Origin of the sequence: Streptomyces sp. NPDC091649 (assembly GCF_044756785.1) — a bacterium.
Taxonomy (GTDB): Bacteria; Actinomycetota; Actinomycetes; order Streptomycetales; family Streptomycetaceae; genus Streptomyces.
Map to the genome: position 1 here is coordinate 182,288 of NZ_JBIVTR010000011.1, position 22,656 is coordinate 204,943.

General features: G+C 72.6%; 11 protein-coding genes. 9 read left to right on the forward strand and 2 right to left on the reverse strand.

What is annotated here, in order from left to right; all coding sequences use genetic code 11:
* Window positions 1–134: 134 nt before the first annotated feature.
* From ACIQMU_RS20315 to ACIQMU_RS20355, 9 genes are all read left to right on the forward strand, one after another.
* Complete coding sequence (locus ACIQMU_RS20315) at window positions 135–638, forward strand: MarR family winged helix-turn-helix transcriptional regulator (protein ID WP_402689387.1); 504 nt, start codon at window positions 135–137, stop codon at window positions 636–638.
* Window positions 639–863: 225 nt separating this feature from the next.
* Window positions 864–2,210 (forward strand): lysine N(6)-hydroxylase/L-ornithine N(5)-oxygenase family protein, encoded by a 1,347-nt coding sequence (locus tag ACIQMU_RS20320; protein ID WP_352240845.1) that lies wholly within the window; start codon window positions 864–866, stop codon window positions 2,208–2,210.
* A gap of 132 nt (window positions 2,211–2,342) precedes the next feature.
* On the forward strand, window positions 2,343–3,401 hold the full coding sequence (locus tag ACIQMU_RS20325) for a FecCD family ABC transporter permease (protein ID WP_402689362.1): 1,059 nt from the start codon (window positions 2,343–2,345) through the stop codon (window positions 3,399–3,401).
* Window positions 3,398–4,459 carry a FecCD family ABC transporter permease gene (locus ACIQMU_RS20330; protein WP_402689363.1) on the forward strand — a complete coding sequence of 354 codons (1,062 nt, stop codon included), beginning with the start codon at window positions 3,398–3,400 and terminating at the stop codon, window positions 4,457–4,459. Before ACIQMU_RS20325 ends, ACIQMU_RS20330 begins: the two co-directional genes overlap by 4 nt.
* Window positions 4,460–4,496: 37 nt before the next feature.
* Window positions 4,497–5,339: an ABC transporter ATP-binding protein gene (locus ACIQMU_RS20335; protein ID WP_352240842.1), complete on the forward strand. Its 843-nt coding sequence runs from the start codon at window positions 4,497–4,499 to the stop codon at window positions 5,337–5,339.
* A gap of 222 nt (window positions 5,340–5,561) precedes the next feature.
* Window positions 5,562–6,611, forward strand: a complete 1,050-nt coding sequence (locus ACIQMU_RS20340) for an iron-siderophore ABC transporter substrate-binding protein (RefSeq protein WP_402689364.1) — start codon at window positions 5,562–5,564, stop codon at window positions 6,609–6,611.
* Between the two features lie 46 nt (window positions 6,612–6,657).
* Window positions 6,658–8,445, forward strand: coding sequence for an ABC transporter ATP-binding protein (locus tag ACIQMU_RS20345; protein ID WP_352240840.1), 1,788 nt, complete (start codon window positions 6,658–6,660; stop codon window positions 8,443–8,445).
* Window positions 8,446–8,502: 57 nt separating this feature from the next.
* A complete protein-coding gene (locus tag ACIQMU_RS20350) occupies window positions 8,503–19,431 on the forward strand; it encodes an amino acid adenylation domain-containing protein (protein WP_402689365.1) in 10,929 nt (3,642 codons plus the stop codon).
* Between the two features lie 5 nt (window positions 19,432–19,436).
* Window positions 19,437–21,140 carry an ABC transporter ATP-binding protein gene (locus ACIQMU_RS20355; RefSeq protein WP_402689366.1) on the forward strand — a complete coding sequence of 568 codons (1,704 nt, stop codon included), beginning with the start codon at window positions 19,437–19,439 and terminating at the stop codon, window positions 21,138–21,140.
* 60 nt (window positions 21,141–21,200) lie between these two features.
* Here the strand turns inward: ACIQMU_RS20355 and ACIQMU_RS20360 are convergent, their stop codons facing one another.
* Window positions 21,201–22,082, reverse strand: coding sequence for an SDR family NAD(P)-dependent oxidoreductase (locus ACIQMU_RS20360; protein ID WP_352240837.1), 882 nt, complete (start codon window positions 22,080–22,082; stop codon window positions 21,201–21,203).
* Window positions 22,079–22,552 (reverse strand): MarR family transcriptional regulator, encoded by a 474-nt coding sequence (locus ACIQMU_RS20365; protein ID WP_352240836.1) that lies wholly within the window; start codon window positions 22,550–22,552, stop codon window positions 22,079–22,081. Before ACIQMU_RS20365 ends, ACIQMU_RS20360 begins: the two co-directional genes overlap by 4 nt.
* Window positions 22,553–22,656 lie beyond the last annotated feature (104 nt).

Below are 22,656 nucleotides of genomic sequence, written 5' to 3' on the forward strand. Positions count from 1 at the left end.
TCTAAATCTTTCGGGCGGTCGGGCGGGCGCGGCCGGTCGGCGGCGGGACGGGGAGAGCGGGGTGGGCGGGGGGCGCCGTACCGGCGGCAGGGTAGAAAGGTGGCATGGCCAGGAAGGTGGCTCCTGCGGAGCGAATGGACGATGTGGACGCGGTGACCGGGGCAGTGCTGACGGCCTCCCGGTTGCTGGTCGCGGTGTCGGCGCGCTCGCTGGCGGAGGTCGAGGAGCGGGTGACACTGCCGCAGTTCCGGATGCTGGTGGTCCTCTCCTCGCGTGGAGCGACGAAGCTCGTCACGCTGGCGGAGTTGCTGGGGGTGGCGCCCTCGACGGCGATGCGCATGGTCGACCGGCTGATCGCGGCGGGGCTCGCCGACCGGCAGACGAACCCGTACAACCGCAGGGAGACGCTGCTCCGGCTCACCGAGGAGGGCCGGAGCACGGTGGAGGACGTCACCGCGCGCCGACGCCAGGAGATCGCGTCGATCGTCGAGCGCCTCGCCCCGCGTCAGCGCACGGCGCTCATCGACGCGCTCACCGACTTCAACGAGGCGGGTGGCGAGCCGCCGGCCCCGCCGCTGGACGAGGGCGCCGGACCGCACCCACTGGGCTGGGGCGACGCGTCGACGACGACGGCCTGACCGGCCGGAGGCGCCGCCGGGCGGCCCGCAGCGGGGCAACCCTGCTTGTTTTCGGCCATGGTTGACGGGTCATCAAGGACGGGCCGCCCCATCTTCCCTATCGACAAGGCGGGTTAGTGAGCTTAGGCTCGCCTAAGTTAGGGCGGGCGGCCTCGTCGGCGTGCGCGCCCTCCCCGCCCTTCCCCGCACGCCTGACAGGCGGCTTTCCCAGACGACGGGAGTGACATGTCACAGGTTCTTCCTGGCGACACACCACTGGTCCATGACCTCATCGGCATAGGCTTCGGCCCGTCCAATGTGGCCATGGCGATCGCGCTCCGCGAGCACAACAGCAAAGTCGACAGGCAGGATTCGGTCACCGCCCACTTCTTCGAGCAGCAGCCGAGCTTCGGCTGGCACCGCGGCATGCTCATCGACGACGCCACCATGCAGGTGTCCTTCCTCAAGGACCTGGTGACGCTCCGCAACCCGGCCAGTGAATTCAGCTTCCTCTGCTATCTGCAGAGCAGGGGACGACTGGTCGACTTCATCAACCACAAGAACCTCTTCCCGCTGCGGGTGGAGTTCCACGACTACTTCGAGTGGGCTGCGGCCCAGGTCGAGGACCAGGTCTCCTACGGTCACGAAGTCGTCGCCGTCACGCCGTTCGTCCACGAGGGGACCGTGGAGTACCTGGACGTGACCGTCCGGTCCGGGGAGGGGCTCTCGGTCCACCGCGCCCGCAACCTCGTCATCGGAACGGGGCTGCGGCCCCTCATGCCGGAAGGCGTGGAACGCGGCGACCGCGTCTGGCACAACTCCGACCTGCTGCGGAAGGTCGACGGACCGCAGAGCGCCTCGCCGTCCCGGTTCGTCGTCGTCGGCGCCGGTCAGAGCGCCGCCGAGAACGTCGCCTACCTGCACCGCCGGTTCCCCGGCGCCGAGGTCTGCGCGGTCTTCTCCCGCTACGGCTACAGCCCCGCCGACGACAGCGGCTTCGCCAACCGGATCTTCGACCCCGGTGCGGTCGACGAGTACTTCGCCGCCCCCGAGGAGGTCAAGACCCGGCTGATGGCCTACCACGGCAACACCAACTACTCCGTGGTGGACATCGAGCTCATCGACGACCTCTACCGGCAGATGTACCGGGAGAAGGTCCTCGGCACCGAACGGCTGCGCTTCCTCAACGTCTCCCGGGTGACCGGGGTGGAGGAGGAGCCCGACGGCGTCCGCGTCGCCGTGAAATCCCTGGTGACCGACGAGGAGTCGGAACTGGACGCCGACGTCGTGGTGTTCGCCACCGGCTACAGTCCCGCCGATCCGCTCGGCCTCCTCGGCGAGGTCGCCGGGAGCTGCCTGCGCGACGGTGCGGGCCGCGTCCGCGTGGAGCGCGACTACCGCATCGCGACCGACCCCGGCCTGCGCTGCGGCATCTACCTCCAGGGCGGTACGGAGCACACGCACGGCATCACCACGTCGCTCCTCTCCAACACCGCGGTACGGGTCGGCGAGATCCTTGACTCGCTGCTCGACCGCCGGGTCAAGTCCACCTCCGACGCATCCCGCCCGGCCGCCGGGGGAGCCGTCGGCTGAGGGTTGTCCCGTCGGCGCCGCCGGGGCGGCGCCCACCGCTGGCACGCCGCGAGTTCAGGCGCCCGGCCCGCCCGGCGCCCGCCGGACGGGCCGAGCGCGACCGATTCGATCACAGGGATATCGTTCGTCGACATGTTCACCACCGCAGTGGAGCGTCCCGCGCCAGGGGGGACGACGGACACCCGCCGACGCAGGGTCGTGGGGCTGGGCGTCCTCACGGTGATCCTGGTGTTCGCGGCGACGGTGTCGTTGGCCGTCGGGGCGCGTGCGTTGAGCCCCGGTGAGGTCTGGCACGGGCTGTTCGCGGAGCCCGAGCCGGACCAGAGACTCACCGAGATCCGGCTCATCGTGCAGACCGTGCGCGTGCCCCGGACGGTCCTCGCGATCGTGGCGGGCCTGGCCCTGGGGGTGGGCGGGGCGCTGATCCAGGGCTACACGCGCAATCCCGTGGCCGACACCGGGCTGTTGGGGGTGAACGCCGGGGCGTCCTTCGCCGTGGTGTCGGTCATCGCCCTGTTCGGGCTCACCGACCCCTTCCAGTACGTCTGGTTCGCCTTCGTGGGCGCCGGCGCCGCCGGCGTCGTCGTCTTCGGTCTGGCGAGCATCGGCAGGGGCGCCGGCAATCCCCTGACCCTCGCCCTGGCCGGGCAGGGCGTCACGGTGTTCCTCGCGGCGATGACCACGGCCGTGGCGCTGTCCGACCAGAAGTCGCTCAACGCCCTGCGGTTCTGGAACGCGGGCTCCGTGGCGGGCGTCGGATTCGACGTGATCTGGCCGGTGACGGCGTTCATGGCCGTCGGCCTGCTCCTGGCGCTGCTCACCCTGCCCGCCCTCAACCTGCTCAACCTGGGCGACGACGTGGCGCGGGGGCTGGGAGTGAACATCGCGGCGAGCCGCACGATCGGCATCGTGGCCATCACCCTGCTGGCGGGGGCCGCTACGGCGGCCTGCGGCCCCATCGCCTTCCTCGGGCTCATGGTGGCCCACGTGGCCCGCTATCTGACCGGCCCCGACTACCGCTGGCTGGTTCCGTACGCGGGCCTGCTCGGATCCGGTGTCCTGCTGGTCTGCGACATCGTGGGCCGGCTGGTCGTGCGGCCGGGCGAGCTGGAGTCGGGCGTGGTGGTGGCCCTCCTCGGGGCCCCCTTCTTCGCGGTCCTGGTGTGGCGAGGGAAGTTCAGGAGCGCATGAACGGGACCGAAGTGAGAGCGTCCATGGCGCCGGGCGTGCGACTCGGCCGGCTGTCGTTCGTCTGGCGGCCCTGGCTCGTGCTGGTCACCCTGGTGCTCGCGGCCTCCGCCTTCCTGGTCTTCTGCCTCTCCATCAGCGTCGGGGACTTCCCCATCGGCCTCTCCCGGGTGGTCGCCACGATCTTCGGCCGGGGCGAACAGGTCGACGTGTTCGTGGTCATGGACCTCCGGATGCCCCGGGCGCTGGCCGGTCTGGTCGTGGGGATCGCCCTGGGCGTGTCCGGGGCGATCACCCAGTCCGTGGCACGCAACCCCCTCGCCAGTCCGGACATCCTGGGGATCACCGCCGGCGCCGGAGCCGTCGCGGTGCTCCTGGTGACGGCGACGGGCGGGACCGCCGCGGCGGTCGCCGGCTCGGTCGGGCTGCCCGCGGCGGCCCTCCTGGGCGGACTGGGCACGGGGCTGCTGGTCTACTTCCTCGCCTGGCGGCGCGGTGTCGACGGCTTCCGCCTCATCCTCATCGGCATCTCCGTGACGGCCATGATGCAGGCGATCACGACCTGGCTGCTGGTCTCCGCCGACATCCGGGACGTGGCGCGTGCCCAGGTGTGGCTGGTCGGCTCACTGGACAACCGGTCCTGGGACGAGGTCCGGGTGGCGTTCTGGTGCACCCTCGTCCTGCTGGCCGTCGTGGCCGCCGTGGCCTTCCCGTTCAAGCCGATGCACCTCGGTGACGACATCGCCGCCGGGCTCGGCGTACGGTTCGGCCGGGTGCGGGCCGTCCTGCTGCTCTGCGCGGTCCTGCTGGCCGCCGTGGGGGTGAGCGCGGCGGGCCCGGTCCCCTTCGTCGCCCTGGTGGCGCCCCAGGTGGCGATGCGCCTGGCGCGGTGGCCGACGCCGCCGGTCGTCGCCTCCGGGCTGGTGGGCGCGCTGCTGCTGATCGGCTCGGACCTCGTGGCCCGCGCGGCCCTGCCGATCGGTCTGCCGGTCGGCGTGGTCACCGCCGCGATCGGCGGCCCGTTCCTCGTCTACCTGCTGGTACGGGCGAACCTCCGGTAAGTGGTAGAAGTAAGGCTGACCTCAACAAGGGGGGCTCGTGGCCGCTCAGTTCACCGCCCGGACCGATGCGGACGTCCAGGACGTCCCACGGCTGGCCGCCAGGGACATCACCGTCGGATACGGCGACCGGACGGTCATCGACCAGCTCGACGTGGCCATCCCGTCCGGGGTGATCACCACGATCATCGGCCCCAACGGCTGTGGGAAGTCCACCCTGTTGCGCACCCTGACCCGGCTGCTCAAGCCCACCGGCGGCACGGTCGTGCTGGACGGCGAGGACATCGGCAGGCTCCGGACGAGGGACGTGGCGAAGAAGCTCGGACTGCTGCCGCAGGCGCCGGTCGCCCCGGAGGGACTGACCGTCGCCGACCTGGTCGCCCGCGGACGCCATCCGCACCAGAGCTGGCTGCGGCAGTGGTCCTCGGACGACGCCGACGTGGTGCGGCGCGCGCTGGCCATGACCGGGGTGGCGGACCTGGCCGACCGGCCGGTCGACTCGCTGTCCGGCGGGCAGCGCCAGCGCGTGTGGATATCGATGACCCTGGCTCAGGGCACCGACCTGCTGCTGCTGGACGAACCGACCACCTATCTCGACCTGGCCCACGCCATCGACGTACTCGACCTGGTGGACGATCTGCACGAGTCCGGCCGCACCGTCGTCATGGTGCTGCACGACCTCAACCTGGCCACCCGCTACAGCGACAACCTCGTCGTCATGCGGGCCGGAGCCGTCCTGGCGCAGGGGCACCCCCGGGACGTGATCACCCCCGAGCTGCTGCACGAGGCGTTCGGGCTGCGGGCCCGGGTGATCGACGACCCGGTGGGCGACCGGCCGCTCATCGTGCCGATCGGCCGGGCGCATGTCCGGTCCCACCCGTAGCGGCGGCAGGAACGTCCGGCCGTCGGGGCCGGCACGCCGGACAGGCCCGTCCGGCGTGGACACACATCGAACTGACGACGCGTCGGCTCCTTCGGCCGGTCAACTCGTACTGACAGGTGGAAAGTTATTAAGTTAGGCTAGGCTGACCTCACTTGCCCACGGTACGGTCTGGCTGCCCTTGTACCGGGGCGCCGTGGACAGCGCGACAGCAAGGGATTCCGGATGCCTCTCCATCGAAAGACGCTCGTGAAGCCGTGGCGGCGGCTGGCCGCGGCGATGTCCGCCGCCGCCCTCGGTGTCGGTCTCCTCGCGGGATGCGGTAGCGACTCGGCGGACGAGCGGAACGACGATGCCCCGGCCGCGGCCGGCGGCGCTTTCCCGGTCACCGTGGAGCACGTGTTCGGAACCACCGAGGTCGCCAAGGCCCCCCGGCGGGTCGTCACCGTCGGCTACACCGACGACCAGGCCGCCCTCGCGTTCGGCGTGAAACCGGTCGGCATGGTCGACCAGTACCCGAATCCGGCCGGACGGACGCCCGACATCAACACGCAGTGGCCCTGGGTGAAGGACCAGTGGGGCGACACCCGCCCCGAGGTCGTCATGAAGAACGGCGACGCGGGCCCCAACTACGAGAAGATCGCCTCCCTGCGCCCCGACCTCATCATCGCGGTCTACTCCGAGGTCGACGAGGCGGCCTACGAGAAGCTCTCCCGGATCGCCCCGACCGTGGGCCGCACCAAGGGCGAGAAGGAACTCTTCAGCGCCCCGTGGCAGGACAACGCGGTGCACATCGCCAAGGCGCTCGGCAAGGAGAAGGAGGGCGCCGCACTGGTGAAGGGCATCCAGAGCAAGCTGGACGCCGCCAAGAAGGCCCACCCCGAGTTCGGCGGCAAGACCGCGGTCGCGGTGTCCTGGTACAAGGACTCGATCTCGGCGTTCACCTCCACCGACGTGCGCGGCAGACTCCTCACGGGCACCGGCTTCACCTACTCGACCGAGATCGACAAGATCGCGGACGGTGGCTTCTCCACCGAACTCTCGCCCGAGCGCATCGACCTGATCGACGTCGACCGCATCTTCGTCATCAACGACAAGGCGGACACGGAAGCGCTCAAGAAGTCCGAGCTGTTCAACAACCTGCCCGCCGTCAAGAACGGCCAGGTCTCCTACCTGCTGGACAGCGAGGGCCCGGCGGTCGGGGCGGCCATGTCCCAGGGCACCCTGCTCTCCCTGCCGTACGCGATCGACGAGCTCGTCGCGTCGGTCGAGTAGAGATGACGACCCACCGCCCCGTACCCCGACGGGATGTGGCCTCCCCGTGACCGCCGCCGACACACGCGTCACCCCGACGACCCTGCACACGGCCACCGGGGGCGAGGCCGCCCGCTGGGTGGCCGGACACTGCCGAAGGGCCCCGTGGCTGACGGCCTCCACCGTCCTCACCACGGTCGCCGGGGCCGCGCTCCAGGTGCTCCCGGTGCTCCTGCTCGGCCGGGTCGTCGACGGGGTGGTCGGGGGCGAATCGCGCTCGATCCTGCTCACGGTCGGGGTACTGATGGTGGCCGCCGCCCTGTTCGGCGCGGCGGCCACCGCGGCCTCCACCTACCTGATCGGGAAGCTCGGGGCCGAACTGCTCGCACGGCTCCGCGAGGAAGCCGTCCGCGCCGTGCTGGGGATGCCCAGCACGCGCGTCGAGGAGGTCGGCCGGGGCGACGTCCTCTCCCGCGTCGGCGACGACGTGGCCGTGATCTCCAAGGGCATCCGGACGGCCATCCCCACCGTGTTCTCGGCGGGCGTCCTGGTCGTCATCGCGACGATCGGGATGTTCGGCCTCGACTGGCGGCTCGGCCTGGCCGGAGCCTGCGCCCTGCCCGCCTACGCGCTGGCACTGCGCTGGTACCTGCCCCGTTCGGCCCCCCTCTACCGGAAGCAGCGGGTGGCCCAGGCCGACCGGGCCCAGGCGCTGATCAGCGGACTGAACGGCATCGACACCGTCCGCGCGTACCGCCTGGAGGACGCCGTACGCGAGAAGGTCACCGCCGAGTCCTGGCGGGTGCGTGACCTCGGCGTCGAGGTGTTCCGCTTCTTCGGACGCTTCGTCGGCAGGGAGAACCGGGCCGAGTTCATCGGCCTCGTCCTCATCCTGCTCGTCGGCTACGCCCTGCTGGAGGCGGACGCCGCCACCCTGGGCGAGGTGTCGGCCGCCCCGCTGATGTTCCACCGCCTGTTCACCCCGCTGGGCGCCATCATGTTCACCTTCGACGAGGCGCAGAAGTCCGGCGCGAGCCTCACCCGCCTGGTCGGCGTGTTCCAGGAGCCCTCCGAGGCGCGGCTGGTGGGCGACGGATCCGTCCTGCCCGCCGACGTCGCTCCGCACCCCGTCACGGTGGAGGGGCTGACCTTCAGCTATCCGGGGGCCGAGGAACCGGTGCTGCGGGAGGTGTCCCTGTCCATCCCGGCCGGCGGGTCGCTCGCCCTGGTCGGGGCCACCGGCGCCGGCAAATCGACCTTGGCCGCGCTCATCGCCGGCATCGGGAGGCCGCAGACCGGGTCGGTGCGCATCGGGACGCACGACCTCGCGGACCTCGACGAGGCCGGGGCGCGAGCCCTGGTCAGCATCCTGACCCAGGAGACCCACGTGTTCTCCGGTCCGCTCGCCGACGACCTGCGGCTCGCCGCGCCCGACGCGAGCGACGACGAGCTGAGGGACGCGCTGCGCACGGTCGGCGCCGGAGGATGGGCCGAACTGCTTCCCGACGGGCTGAACACCGGGGTCGGCGAGGGCGGCGAGCGCCTCGACACCACCAAGGTCGCCCAGATCGCCCTCGCCCGGCTGGTGCTGAGCCGCTCCCCGGTCGTCGTGCTCGACGAGTCGACCGCGGAGGCCGGAAGCGAGGGCGCCGCGGAACTGGAACGCGCGGTACTGGCCGCCTGCTCCGGACGGACCACGCTGTTCGTGGCCCACCGTCTGACCCAGGCGATGACCGCGGACCGGATCGCCGTGCTGTCCGCGGGACGCGTGGTGGAGGAGGGGACACACCGCGAACTGGTCGAGCTGAAAGGCCAGTACGCCCGGCTGTGGCGGGCGTGGCGGGAAGGCAGTTGAGCACACCGGAGCAGGGCCAGGCCGACTCGCCTACCTCGGAAGGATGCTGAGACGTCGATGACGGAACCGAGCGTTACCCGCGTACTGCTGTCGCCCGCCCGGCTGGCCGCCATGCTCCGGCGGACCGGCGACCACAGCGACCGCACCATCATCGGGGCGTGCGCCGTCGGCCTCGCCTACTGGGCGACCGGCACCGGACCGGACGGCATGGACCTCACTCCCGCCACGCCCTTCCCCGACGTCCTCGGACAGCTCGACAACGGTACGGGCGGCCCCGCCGGATGGGAGATCGACGCGGACGGCCTCGGCATCACCGTGCCGCCCGGCGTCGACCACGCCGACGCCCAGCGGACGCTGGACGACCTGGCCGACTTCCCCGACCGGCCCGTCGGCACCATCGGCCCGGCCGGCCCCCGGAGCAGGGCCGAGGACCTCGCCCGGTGGAACGACACCCGGGCCGACCGCGCCCGCCCGACCATCATGGAGCTGTTCCGCGAGCAGGCGCGGCTGCGGCCGGACGCCGTCGCCGTCGTCGACGAGCACCGCGCCCTGACCTACCGTGAGACGGCGGTGCTCTCCGCCCAGTTGGCGCACCACCTCATCGAACGCGGGCTGCGCCCCGAACAGCTCGTCGGGATCTCCCTCGACCGTTCCGCCGAGATGGTCGTCGGCCTCCTCGCGGTGCTCCAGGCCAAGGGTGCGTTCGTCCCCCTCGACCCCCAGTGGCCCGCCGCCCGCCGGGCCGTCGTCGCCGAGGACGCCGGGGTCGTGGTGCAGCTCAACTCCACCGGCAAGGCGGAGGCCGGAGAGCCGGACGCCGTCGCCGTCGACCTCGGCGACTGGAAGTACGCCGCGCACCCCCAGGACGCTCCCGACGCGGCCGTCCCCGGGAACTCCCTCGCCTACGTCATCTTCACATCCGGCTCCACCGGACGGCCCAAGGGCGCCATGATCCGGCACGAGGCGATCAGCGAACGCCTGCTGTGGCAGTCCGGCGAGATCCTCCGGTTCGGCCACGACGACGCCTCGATCTTCAAGGCCCCGCTCTCCTTCGACATCTCCGTCAACGAGATCTTCCTGCCGCTGGTCACCGGCGCCAGGCTCGTGATCCTGCGACCCGGCGGCGAACGCGACCCGCACCACCTCCTCGCCGTCATCGCCGAGCACCGCGTCACCTTCGCCTACCTCGTGTCCTCCATGATGGACGTCCTTCTGGAGATCGCGGGCGACTCCGGCCGCCTCGACAGCCTGCGCCACGTCTGGTGCGGCGGCGAGGTGCTCACCCCGGAGCTGTACGAGCGGTTCCGCGACCGCCTCGACATCCCGCTCTACCACGGCTACGGCCCCGCCGAGACGACCATCGGCGTCTCCCACGTCATCTACCGCGGCGCCGCCGAACGCCTGTCGACATCGATCGGCCGGGCCAACCCCAACACCCAGCTGTACGTCCTCGACGACGAACTGCGCCCCGTCCCGGTCGGCGTCGGCGGCGAACTGTACGTCGGCGGGCTCCTGCTGGGACGCGGGTACGTGGGCGCGCCCGGTCTCACCGCCACCCGCTTCGTGGCCAACCCCTTCGCCTCGGACGGGTCCCGGCTGTACCGGACCGGCGACCTGGCGCGGTACGCCCCGGACGGATCACTGGACTTCCTGGGCCGGGCCGACAACCAGATCAAGATCCGCGGCATGCGGCTGGAGATCGAGGACGTCGAGGCCGGCCTCGCGGAGCATCCCGGCGTACGGCACACCTGTGTCGTGGCGAAGAAGAACACGGCGGGCGGCACCTACCTCGTCGGCTACGTCATCCCCTCCAGCGACACCCCGAAGCTGAGCGCGGACGAGGTCAGGACGTGGGCCGCCGCCCACCTGGTCGCGTACATGGTGCCCACCCACCTGGTCGTGCTGACGGAGTTCCCGCTCACCGCGAACGGCAAGATCGACCGGAACGCGCTCCCGGAGCCCTCGGTGGGGGCCGGAGCCGTCGTGGCGCCCGTCACCGAGAAGGAGCGTCTGGTGTGCGAGGCCGTCGCGGCGGTACTGCGGCTGGACGAGGTCGGCGTGGACCAGGACTTCTTCCAGCTCGGCGGGGACAGCATCCTGGCGATCTCCCTGCTCGGCGCCCTGCGCGACGTGGGCCTCCACGTGAGCGCACGCCAGATCTTCACCCACACCGTCGTGGGGGCCCTGGCGGCGGTGGCGAGCCGGGAGTCCGTCGCCGCCGTGGACCACGGGGACGTCGGCACCGGCGCCGTCGCGGGGTCGCCCATCCTGCGGTGGCTCGGCGAGACCACCGACGCGATCGACGGATTCGTGCAGTCGGTCGTCCTCACCACCCCGGCGGAGCTTACCGCCGACGCCCTCGACGCCGTCCTCGACGCCGTCCTCGACCGCCACGACATGCTGCGAGCCAGGCTGGTGCGCGGCGAGCGATGGGGCTTCGACATCCCGCCGGCCGGGCGGACCGCCCGCTGCTGGAAGGAGAGCGACGCCCCGCCGGCGGAGTGCGTCGCCCTGGCCACCGAAGCCCTCGACCCCGACAACGGCGTCATGCTGCGCGCCGTCTGGCGCCGTGCGGCCCGGCAACTGGTCCTGGTCGCCCACCACGTGGTGATCGACGGCGTGTCCTGGCGCATCCTGATGGACGACCTGGCCACCGCCTGGCGTCAGCGCGCCGCCGGCGCACCCGTCGACCTGCCCCCGGTCGGCACGTCCTTCAGGCGCTGGACCCAGCTGCTGGGCCGGGCGCCGTTCGACGCGGACCGGGCGCACTACGCGACGCCGCTGCCCGCCGCCGACGCGCCGATCGGCAGGCGCGCCCTCACCGCGGCCGACACCGTGGCCCGGGAGCGGACCCGAACGGTCTCCGTCGGAGCCGAGGCCACGGCCGCGCTGCTCGGCGAGATCCCCGCGAAGTTCCACACGGGCGTCAACGACGTCCTGCTGACCGCCCTCGCCGTCGCCCTGGCCCGGTGGCGACGGGCCCGGGGACAGGATCAGACGTTCGCCCACATCGAGCTGGAGGGACACGGCCGCGAGGGCCGCTTCCTGGCGGACGCCCTCGGCTTCGAACCCGAACTCTCGCGCACCGTGGGCTGGTTCACCACCCTCTTCCCGGTCACCGTCGACCCCGGCCCGGCGACCGACCTCACCGCGCCCGATTACCTCGCCGCCGCCCTCAAGGCGGTCAAGGAGGACCTCGCCCGCGTACCGGGCAACGGTCTCTCCTACGGCGCCCTGCGCTACCTGACCGGCGACGGAACGGCCGACGGCCCCGCGCCCCAGGTGCTCTTCAACTACCTCGGCCGCTTCGACGCCGGCGGCCCGGGCGACTGGAAGCTCGCCGGGACGACAGGGCAGTTGGGCGAGAAGCGCGACCCGCGGATGAGGCTGCCGCGCGCCCTGGAGTTCAACGCGATCGCCGAACCGGGCGCCGGCGGCTCCTACGAACTGGTCACCACCATCTCCTGGCCCGAAGGGGTGTTCACCGAGGAGGACATCACCATCCTCGGCGACTGCTTCCGCTCGGCCCTGACCGCACTCGCCGCGCTCGAAGAGGGCGGGCACACGCCCAGCGACTTCCCCCTCGTGCCGCTGACCCAGGCCGACGTCGACGCCCTGGACGGGCCGGCGCTGCGCGACATCCTGCCGCTGACCCCGCTGCAGGAGGGCCTCTACTTCCACTCCGTCTTCGACGGCGACGCCACCGGCAGCTACGTCGAGCAGCAGCTGCTGACGCTGGACGGCGACGTGGACCCCGACCGGCTCGCTGCCGCGGCGACCCGGCTGCTGACACTCTGTCCCAGCCTGGCCGCCCGGTTCACGGCCCTCGCGGACGGACGCGTCGTCTCCGTCGTCGAGAGCGGCAGGAGCGCGCCCTTCACCACCCTGGACGACCCCTCCCTCACCGACGAGGACATCCGCGACCTCGCCGAGCGGGACCGCCGGGCCGGATTCGACCTCGCCACCGGGCCCCTGACGCGCTACACGCTCGTCCGCGCCGGCGAAGGCCGCACCGTCCTCGTGCAGACCGTGCACCACATCATCGCGGACGGCTGGTCGGTGCCGCCGATGCTCCGCACACTGCTGGCCGAGTACCACGCGCCGGGGTCCGTGTACCCGCTCGGCGGCTACCGCGACTACCTGGACTGGCTCGCCGGACGCGACCAGGACGAGAGCGACCGGGTGTGGCGCGAGGAACTCGCGGAACTGCCCGGCCCCTCCCTGGTCGCCGAGGGCCACATCCCCTCCGAACGGTTCGCCGACGTCTCGGCCGAACCCGCGGACGACATCGACGTGGCCGCACGCTCGGCGGGCGTGTCCCTGAGCGTGGCCGTGCACAGCGCGTGGGCGGTGACCCTGGCCGGTCTCCTGCACCGCAGGGACGTCGTCTTCGGCTCCACCGTGTCCGGACGCGACGCCCCGGTTCCGGGCATCGGCGACATGGTGGGCCTCTTCATCAACACCGTGCCGGTGCGTGTTCGCTGGTCCCCGGACGGTACCGCGCGCGAGCTGCTCGACGCCGTGCGGCGGCACCAGGAGACGGTGCTGGAGCACCAGCACGTCTCCCTGGCGCGCATCGGCCGGCAGAACGGCACCGGCCCCCTCTTCGACACCCTGGTGGTGTTCGACGTCGCCACCGACGTGGACGCCCTGCGGGGACCGGACGACACCCTAACGATCACCGGCATCGTCAACGAGGGCGCCCCGCACTACCCGTTGACGCTCGTGGTCGAGCGCGCCGAGGACGGCCGCCTACGCTTCACCCTGATCCACGACGGCGGACTTCTGCGCCCGGCGAGCGCCGAGGCGATCCTGCACACGTTCACCCGGACCCTCACCGAACTGCTCGGCCGCCCGGACGCCCCGGTCGACGCGCTGCTCCCCGCCGCCGGCACGGCCCCGGCGGCGACGGAGTCCTCGACCCTGGGCGGGCTGTTCGACGCCGCCGCGCACCGCGACCCGGCGGCCACCGCCGTCACCCAGTGCGCGCTGGACGGCCGCGCCCGCTCCCTCACCTACGGCGAACTCTCCGACGCGAAGCACACGTTGGCTGCCGCACTGCGCGCGGCGGGGGTCGGCCCCGGACAGCGGGTGGCCGTCGCCGTACCGCGCTCCCTGGAGCAGGTCGTCGCCCTGGTCGCCGTCGTCACCGCCGCGGGCGCGTACGTACCGCTGGACCCCGCCTACCCGGACGAGCGGCTGGAGTACATCCTCGCCGACGCCGCCCCGCAGGTCCTCCTCGTGGACCGGGAACAGCGCGACCGCTTCGCCCGCCTGCTGGACCGGGCGGGAGTGGCGGCACGGGTGCTCGTCCAGGGCGACGAACACCCGCTGGACACCGACCTCCCCGTCGCCCGCCCGGCGGACCCCGCCTACGTGATCTACACCTCCGGCTCCACCGGCCGGCCCAAGGGAGTCGTCGTCCCGCACTCCGCCGTGGCGACGCTCCTCGCCAACACCCGGCCGGACATGGGCTTCGGCCCGGACGACGTCTGGGTCCAGTTCCACTCCTTCTCCTTCGACTTCGCCGTCTGGGAGCTGTGGGGCGCCCTGGCGCACGGCGGCGAACTCGTGGTACCCGACTACGGGCTGACCCGCTCACCGGTCGACTTCCACCGGCTGGTCCGGGAACGCGGTGTGACCGTGCTCAACCAGACCCCGTCCGCCTTCCACCGGTTCGTCGAGGCCGACCTGCACGCCGACCGGCCGGTCACGGCGCTGCGCCGCATCATCTTCGGCGGGGAGGCGCTCGACCTCGGGCGGCTGCGCGGCTGGGTCGAGCGGCACGGCACCGCGACGCCCGAACTGGTCAACATGTACGGCATCACCGAGACCACCGTCCACGTCGCCCACCGGGTGCTGACGGACGACGACTTCGCCCGCGGCGACAGCGCCGGGCCCATCGGCACTCCGGTCCCCGGCCTGACCGTCCACCTGCTCGACGACCGGCTGCGGCCGGTGCCGCCGGGCCGGGTGGGCGCCATCTACGTCGCGGGCGACCAGGTGTCCCTCGGCTACCTGGGCCGGCCCGGGCTCACGGCCGGACGGTTCGTGGCGGACCCGTTCGCGGCCGACGGCTCCCGGATGTACCACACGGGCGACCTCGCCCGCCGGACGCTCGACGGTGAGCTGGAGTTCGCCGGCCGCGCCGACGACCAGGTGCAGCTCAAGGGCTTCCGCATCGAACCGGGCGAAGTCGAGTCCGCGATAAGGGAGCTGGACGGGGTCGCGGACGCGGCCGTCACCGTGGCGGCGAGCGGCGACCACCTCGTCGCCCATGTCGTCGGCACGACGCCCGCCGACTTCACCGCCCGGCTCTCCGCCAAGCTCCCCGCACACATGGTCCCGGGCCTGGTGCTGCCGGTCGACGCGCTGCCCCTGACGGTCAACGGCAAGCTGGACCGCCAGGCCCTCACCGAGCGCGCCGCACAGCGGGACGCCGCACGGGGGCCCGAGCGGGCCGCCGGCGGCTCCCCGCTCGACGCCCTGACCGGCATCTTCGCCGAGACCCTGCCCGGTGTGACCGTGGACGCCGACACCGACTTCTTCGGCGCGGGCGGGGACAGCATCGTCGCCATCACGGTGATCAACCGGGCCCGGGCACTCGGCCTGCCGATCGCGCCCCGGGACGTCTTCCTGTTCAAGACGCCGCGAGCCCTCGCCGGGCACCTCGCGACACGCCTCCCGGGCACGCCGGAGCCGACGCCCTCCCGCCGCGAGGACGGCCCCCTGCCCCTCACTCCGATCATCCTGCGCCAGCGGGAGCTGGGCGCCCCGCTCGCCCGGTTCGCCCAGGCCAGGACACTCACCGTCGCCGAAGGCGCCGGCCTCGCCGACATCCGCCGCGCGGCCGGCGCCGTCCTGGCCGCACACCCGGCCCTGCGCCTGCGCCTGAGCGTCGAGCGCGGCGTCTGGGCCCTGCGCACCGAGCCCGCCCGCGTCGCAGTCGTCGAGGAGAGCGCCTCCGACGCGACGGCCGCGGCGAACGAAGCGGCCGGGCGGCTCGACCCCCGGACCGGGGACGTCATCGCGTTCTCCTGGCTCGCGGCGAGCCGCACCCTGGTCGTCACCGCCCACCACCTCGCCGTGGACGCGGTGTCCTGGCTGATCCTCCTCGACGACCTGGCCACGGCCCTGAGCGGGGCGGCCCTGCCACCGCCGACCACCTCCTACGCGGCGTACGCGGAGGCACTGGCCGTACGGTCCGCCGAGTCCGCCGACGGCCTCGGTCACTGGATCACCACCCTCCGGGCCCCGGCCCTGCTCCCCACGGTCCGGGGCCTCCGCGAGAGGACGGCCGTCCTGCCGCCCGGGGCGAGCGACCGGGTGACCCGCGATGCTCCCGCCGCACTCGGCCTCGGCCTCACCGAGCTGCTGTGCGGGGCCCTGCGCGCCGCGTTGACCCGCATCCAGCCCGCCCCCGCCGACCTCGCCGTCGAACTGGAACGGCACGGCCGGGTCCCGGCCGCGGAGCACCACGACTACTCCCGGACCGTGGGCTGGTTCACCTCCATCGCCCCCGTACGCCTCACCGCCCACACCGATCCCGTGGCCGCCGCGCGCGAGATCGCCGAACGCCAGCCGGACGAGGACGGGCACGTCGCCTACGGCCGGCTCAGGTACCTCAACCCGCAGACGGCACCGTTGCTGACCGCCCGGCCACAGGTCCTGTTCAACTACCTGGGCCGGGGCGCCGAATCGGACGCACCCCGGATCACCGGCGGCGACCCCGACAGCAGCCCGTACGCCGTCGAGGTCAACGCCTGGACCGACGAGGCCACCGGCTCGCTCCACGCGGCCTTCACCCTCGCCGAGGGCATACCCGACGCGATCGCCGGACACTGGCTGGCGGCCCTGGAACAGCTCGCGGACGCGGCCACGACGGCCGAGCGCACGGCACCGGTCACCCCGCTCCAACGAGGGCTGTTCTTCCAGGCCCAGCTGGCGAGCACGGGGACGGCCGCCCCGGACGCGTCCGGCACGGCCGGGCACTACGTCGCACAGAGCTGGTTCACCTTCGACCGGCGTCTGGACGCCGACGCGCTGGCCGAGGCGATGGCGTACGTCATCGCCCGCCACCCCGTCGTCGGCGCGGGCTTCACCACCGACGACGACGGAAACCCGGTCCAGGTCCTCAAGGCGGGCCGACGGGTCCCCGTCCGCACCGTCGGCCTGGCCACCGACGCCGAGGTCGAAGCCCTGCGCGCCCGGGACCGCGAGCGCGGCTTCGACCCGGGGGAGCCGCCGCTCGTGAGGATGACCGTGGTGCGGCTCCCCGCCGGACACGACGGCCTGCTGCTCAGCTACCACCTGCTGCTCTGGGACGGCTGGTCCCGCGAGATCCTGCTGCGCGACCTGTTCGACGCGTACGAGGACGTCCTCGCCGGCCGGCCGTGGGACGCGACGCCCGCCGTGCCCGGTTTCGAGGAGTACGCCCGGACGCTCGCGGCCAAGGACTCCGCCGCCGCCGAGCGCTTCTGGGCGGAACACCTGGCGGGCCTGCCGGGGCCGACGCTGCTCGCCGGACCGGCCCCCGACCTCATGGAGGAGCTGCCGCGGCCCCTCACGCACACCCTGTCGGCCGAACTGTCGCAACTGCTGCGCGAAACGGCGCGGGAGCGGGGTGTCACGCTGAACTCCGTGCTGACCGGCGCCTTCGGCCTCTTCCTCGGAGCCCGTACGGGCCGCGGCGACGCCGTCTTCGGCGTCACCGTCTCGGGCCGCGAGGGCGAAGGGCACGGCGGTATCGTCGGCGTCCTGCTCAACACCGTGCCGATGTGGACGCGGGCCCGGCCCGACGAGTCGGTCGGCGCGTATCTGTCGGGCGTACAGGCGGCGCGGGTGGCGGCGATGGACCACGAGCACCTGGGGCTCGGCGAGATCCAGCGGGCCGGCGGACACGACACCCTGTTCGACAATCTGTTCGTGCTCCAGAACTTCCTGGACCCGGACGCCTTCGCCGAGATGAACACCCGCCACGGCATCACCTCCGTGCGGGCCGACGACTCCACCCACTACCCCTACACCTGGGTCGTCACGCCCGGCGACCGGCTCACGGTCAAGCTGGAGCACCGCCACGGCGACCCCGACAGCGCCCGCCGCCTCCTCGACGACTACCTGCGCGTCCTCGAGGACGTGGCGACGGCGACCGGCCCGGTGGGCGCGCTGCGCGGCCCGGCGCCGGACCCCGAGCCCGCCGTGCGGACCGAGATCGGCACCGACACCGTCGTCGACCGCTTCGACCTCGCGGCCGACCGCGATCCGCAACGCGTCGCACTCGTCGCCGAGGGCGCGACCATGACCTTCGCCGAGCTGCGGGACCGCAGCCGGGCCGTCGCGGGCGTCCTCGCCCGGCGGGGCATCGGCCCCGGGGCGACCGTGGGCCTGGCGATCCCGCGTTCCCCCGACTGGATCGCCGCCCTGTTCGCGGTGCTGCGCGTCGGAGCCGCCTATGTGCCGCTGGAACTCGATCACCCCGACGAGCGGATCGCCGCGATCGTGGCGGACGCCCGGCCCGGGGTCATCCTCACCGTGAGCGCGGTGGCGCCCCGGCTGGACGGCGAACTCATCGAACTGGACCGGCCGTTGCCGGAGGCGGAGCCGTACACGACGTTCGCGCCGGACGACCCGGACCGCCTGCGCCACCCCGCGTACACGATCTACACCTCCGGATCGACCGGAAAGCCGAAGGGCGTGGTGACCGAGTACGCCGGGCTCACCAACATGCTGATCAACCATCAGCGCCGTATCTTCGAGCCGGTCCTCGCCGAGCACGACCACCGGGTCTTCCGCATCGCGCACACCGTGTCCTTCGCGTTCGACATGTCGTGGGAGGAGCTGCTGTGGCTCGCCGACGGCCACGAAGTGCACATCTGCGACGAGGAGTTGCGCCGGGACGCACCACGGCTGGTGGAGTACTGCGTCGGGCACGGCATCGACGTCGTCAACGTGACGCCCACCTACGCCCAGCAGCTGGTGGCCGAAGGGCTGCTGGAGGACCCCGAGCGGCGGCCCGCACTGGTGCTGCTGGGCGGGGAGGCCGTCACCCCGACGCTGTGGCAGCTGCTCGCGGAGACCGAGGGCACGGTCGGCTACAACCTGTACGGACCCACCGAGTACACCATCAACACCCTCGGAGTCGGCACCTTCGAATGCCAGGACCCGGTCGTCGGAGTGGCGATCGACAACACCGACGTGTACGTCCTGGACCCGTGGCTGCGGCCGTCGCCCGACGGGGTACCCGGCGAACTGTACGTGGCGGGCATCGGCATCGCCCGCGGCTACCTCGGGCGGAGCGCCCAGACCGCGCACCGCTTCGTCGCCTGCCCCTTCGGCGCACCCGGGACACGCATGTACCGCACCGGGGACCTGGTGATCCGCCGGCCCGACGGGAACATCGCCTATCTCGGCCGCACCGACCAGCAGGTCAAGATCCGCGGCCACCGGGTCGAACCGGGCGAGGTCGAGGCCGTGTTCGCGGCCCACCCGGCGGTCCGCTTCGTCGCCGCCGTGGCCCAGCCCGACCCCGGGGTCGACGGCGCGTACCGGCTGGCCGCCTACCTCGTCCTGGCGGACTCCGCCGACCTCGCACAGGTCGCCGCCGAGGCGGGCGCCGGGCTGCCGGACTTCCTGCGCCCGACGCACTTCGCCCAGGTCGACGGCATCCCGCTGACCGTGAACGGGAAGGCCGACACCAAGGCACTGCCCGAGGCCAGGCCGCTCGGGGCGCTGACCACGGCCGGTGAGCGCGGCCCGGACACCGAGACCGAGGCCGTGGTCTGCGCCTTCTTCGCCGAGGCGCTCGACCTCGACGACGACGAGGTGAGCGCGGTCAGCGACTTCGTCTCCCTCGGCGGGCACTCCATGCTGGCGGTACGGCTGATCGGGCTGCTCCGCCGCGAGTACGGTCCTGTCATCACCATCCGCGATCTGTTCACCCTGCGGACCCCCGAAGCGATCGCCCGCCACCTCGAAGAAGACTCCTGACCCTGATGAGAACTCCTGACACCGAGCAGCGGCCCCGCCCCGGGGCCGCGATCCTGCGCACGGCACTGCGCCGCAACATCGGCGCCATGGTCGCGGGCACCGTCCTGATGGGCCTCTACCAGGCGGCCGAGACCGCGTTCCCCATCGCGCTCGGACTCATCGTCGAGCACACGATGCGGGACCGGAGCCTCGGCTCCCTCGGCGTCTCGATCGGCGCGCTGGCCGTGATCATCACGACGGTCTCCCTGTCGTGGCGGTTCGGCATGCGGGTGCTGCAGAAGGCCAACACGACCGAGGCGCACCGCTGGCGGGTGCGGGTGGCCGCCTGCGGGCTCCAGCCGGTGGCCAGGGACGTGGACCTCAAGTCCGGCGAGATCCTGACCATCGCCACCGAGGACGCCGACCAGACCGCCGACATCATCGAGGTGGTGCCGCTGCTGGTCAGTTCGCTGGTCGCGGTGGTCGTCGCGGCCGTCGCGCTGAGCCTCGCCGACTTCCGCCTCGGCATGCTGGTCATCGTGGGCACCGTCGCGATCCTGTCGGTCCTCGCCGTGATGTCCCAGCGGATCGGGGCCGGCACGCAGGAACAGCAGGCCCGGGTGGCCCGGGCGGGCGCGAAGGTCGCCGACCTGATCATCGGGCTGCGCCCGCTGCACGGCTTCGGAGGCAACCACGCCGCCTTCGGGGCCTACCGCGCGGTCAGCACGGACGCGAAACGCCAGGCGATCACCGTGGCCCGGGTGAACGGCCGCTACGCGGGCACCGCGCTGGCCCTCAACGCGGTCCTCGCGGCGGCGGTCTCCCTGACGGCGGGCTGGCTGGCGTTCGAAGGGCGGATCACCATCGGGGAACTGGTCATGTCGGTGGGCCTCGCGCAGTTCATCATGGAACCGCTCAAGATGTTCTCCGAGATGCCCAAGTACGTGATGATCGCCCGGGCCTCGGCCGAGCGGATGGCCCTGGTCCTGTCCGCACCGCCCGTGACGACGCCGGGGGCCGGGCGCCCGGAGCCCGGTGGCAGGCTGGAGGTCGACGGCGTACGCCACGGCACGCTCCGGGGGGTCACGTTCTCGGTGGCGGCCGGTGAGTTGGTGGCGGTCGCCGCCTACCAGCCGCGCGCGGCGGCCGACCTCGCCTCCGTCCTCGCGGTGAACGTCGCGCCGGACGCGTACGGGGGAGCGGTGCGGGTCGGCGGCCGGGAGATCGCGGACCTGTCGGTCGAGGCGGTCCGCGAACACCTGCTGGTGAACCCGTACGACGCGGAGATCTTCGCCGGCACCCTCCGTACGAACATCGACCCCTCGGGCACCGGCCGGACGATCGCGGAGGCCGTCGAGGCGTCCCTGCTCACCGACGTCGTGGCCCTCCACCGGGAGGGGCTCGACCACCCGGTCCGGGACCGGGGCGCGAACCTCTCCGGCGGCCAGCGCCAACGGCTTTCCCTGGCCCGCGCCCTGGCCGCCGACAGTGAGGTGCTCGTCCTGCACAACCCGACGACGGCCGTGGACGCGGTCACCGAACAGCTCATCGCGCGCAACATCGCGAAGCTGCGCCGGGGCCGCACCACGCTCGTGCTGACCAGCAGTCCGGCGCTCCTGGACGCGGCGGACCGGGTCCTCGTCCTGGACCGGGGCGTCATCACCGCCGAGGACACCCACCGCAATCTCCTCGCCGCCGACGAGACGTACTGCCTGGCCGTGGCCCGGTGAACGGTCCCGTCGCCGTACGGCTGCCGCGGCCCCGGCGTGACAACCGGCCCCGGGCCGGTCCTACCGTGTGAGGGGTTCCACCCCGAGGAGGGCCGCGGTCCTCGTGTAGACCGTCCGGGCGAGTGCGTCGTCCAGGGCCCGGCCCGAAGGAGTGTCCGGCCGGGACTCGCTGAAGAAGCCGCCGCTGGGGCTCGGTGCGGGCGAGGCGGTGGCGAGCCAGACGGGGGTCCGCACGCCCTCGTCCGGGGTGATGGCGAACGGACGGAACAGCGGGGCGGTCAGCCGCATCAGACCGCCGGCGTTGCTGTTCATCGCCGTTCCCCTGACCATGCCGGGATTGGCGTTGTAGAGGCTCATGCCCTCGGGCAGGCGGCGTGCCAGTTCTCGTGCGGCCAGGAGGCTGACGAGTTTGCTCGTCGCGTAGACGTTGACCTGGTGGTAGAAACGCTTGCCCCACGACGTTCCCGCGACATCCGGATCGGCGGCGTCGAGCCTGCCGCGCTTCTCCACGAACGAGGACATGTTGATGATCCGCGCTTCGCGGGCGAGCACTCCCTCGGCCAGGAGGGCGTGGGTCAGCAGGAACGGGGCGTGGTGGTTGAGCGCGTAGGTGCGTTCCACACCGTCCGGCGTCCGCTCGTACCGGGGGAACGCGGCTCCCGCGTTGTTGAGGAGAATGTCCACCGGGCGCCCGGCGGCGGCCAGCTCCGCTGCCAGCGCCCGTACCTGCGACCACTGTTCCAGGTCCGCGGTGTACGTCGTCGGCGGCGCGGCGTCACCGCCCGCGGGGGCCGGGCCGCGCAGGCTGTCGGCGGCGGCCCGGGTGCGCGTCGCGTCCCGGCCGACGAGGACGACGCTCCGGCCCGTCCCGACCAGCCGGCGCGCCGTCACCAGGCCCAGGCCGGAGGATCCGCCGGTGACGACCGCTGTTCCGCTGCTCATCGCCGCTCCTCCGTCCCGGTGCCGTCGACGCCGGCCGCCTCGTCCGTCGGGCGGGGGCCGTCGATCACTTCGCGGAGAAGTGCGTACAGGCGCAGCTTGCTCTCGTGGCCGAGGTGGGCGAAGGGCGAGTGCTCGGTGGTGTGCTGGACGACGCGATCGCGCAGCGCGCATCCCTCCGGGGTGAGCTGGATGACTTTCGCGCGGCGGTCGACGGGGTGCGGCACCCGGCGGACGAGGCCGCGCCTCTCCAGCCGGTCGATCATCGACGTGGCGGTCGAGGCGTCGCACTGCAAGAGGTCGGCCAGGCGGCGCGCGGTCATCTCCCGTCCGCGGCTCAGCCTCCACAGCGCATCGGCCTGCGTGTCGGTCAGGCCCGCTTCCCGGGCCAGTTCCTTGAGCTCGGTATGCACCCGGGCGCGGACGGCGAACAGGCTGTCGTAGAGCTCTTCGGTCAGATGCTGATCATCCATGACTCCCACATTACATGGATAATCCAATCATGGGATATTCCATGTATTGCTGCCGCTCCATCGGCGCCCGCCGCACGGGACCGGGAACGCCGGCCGGCCCCGGG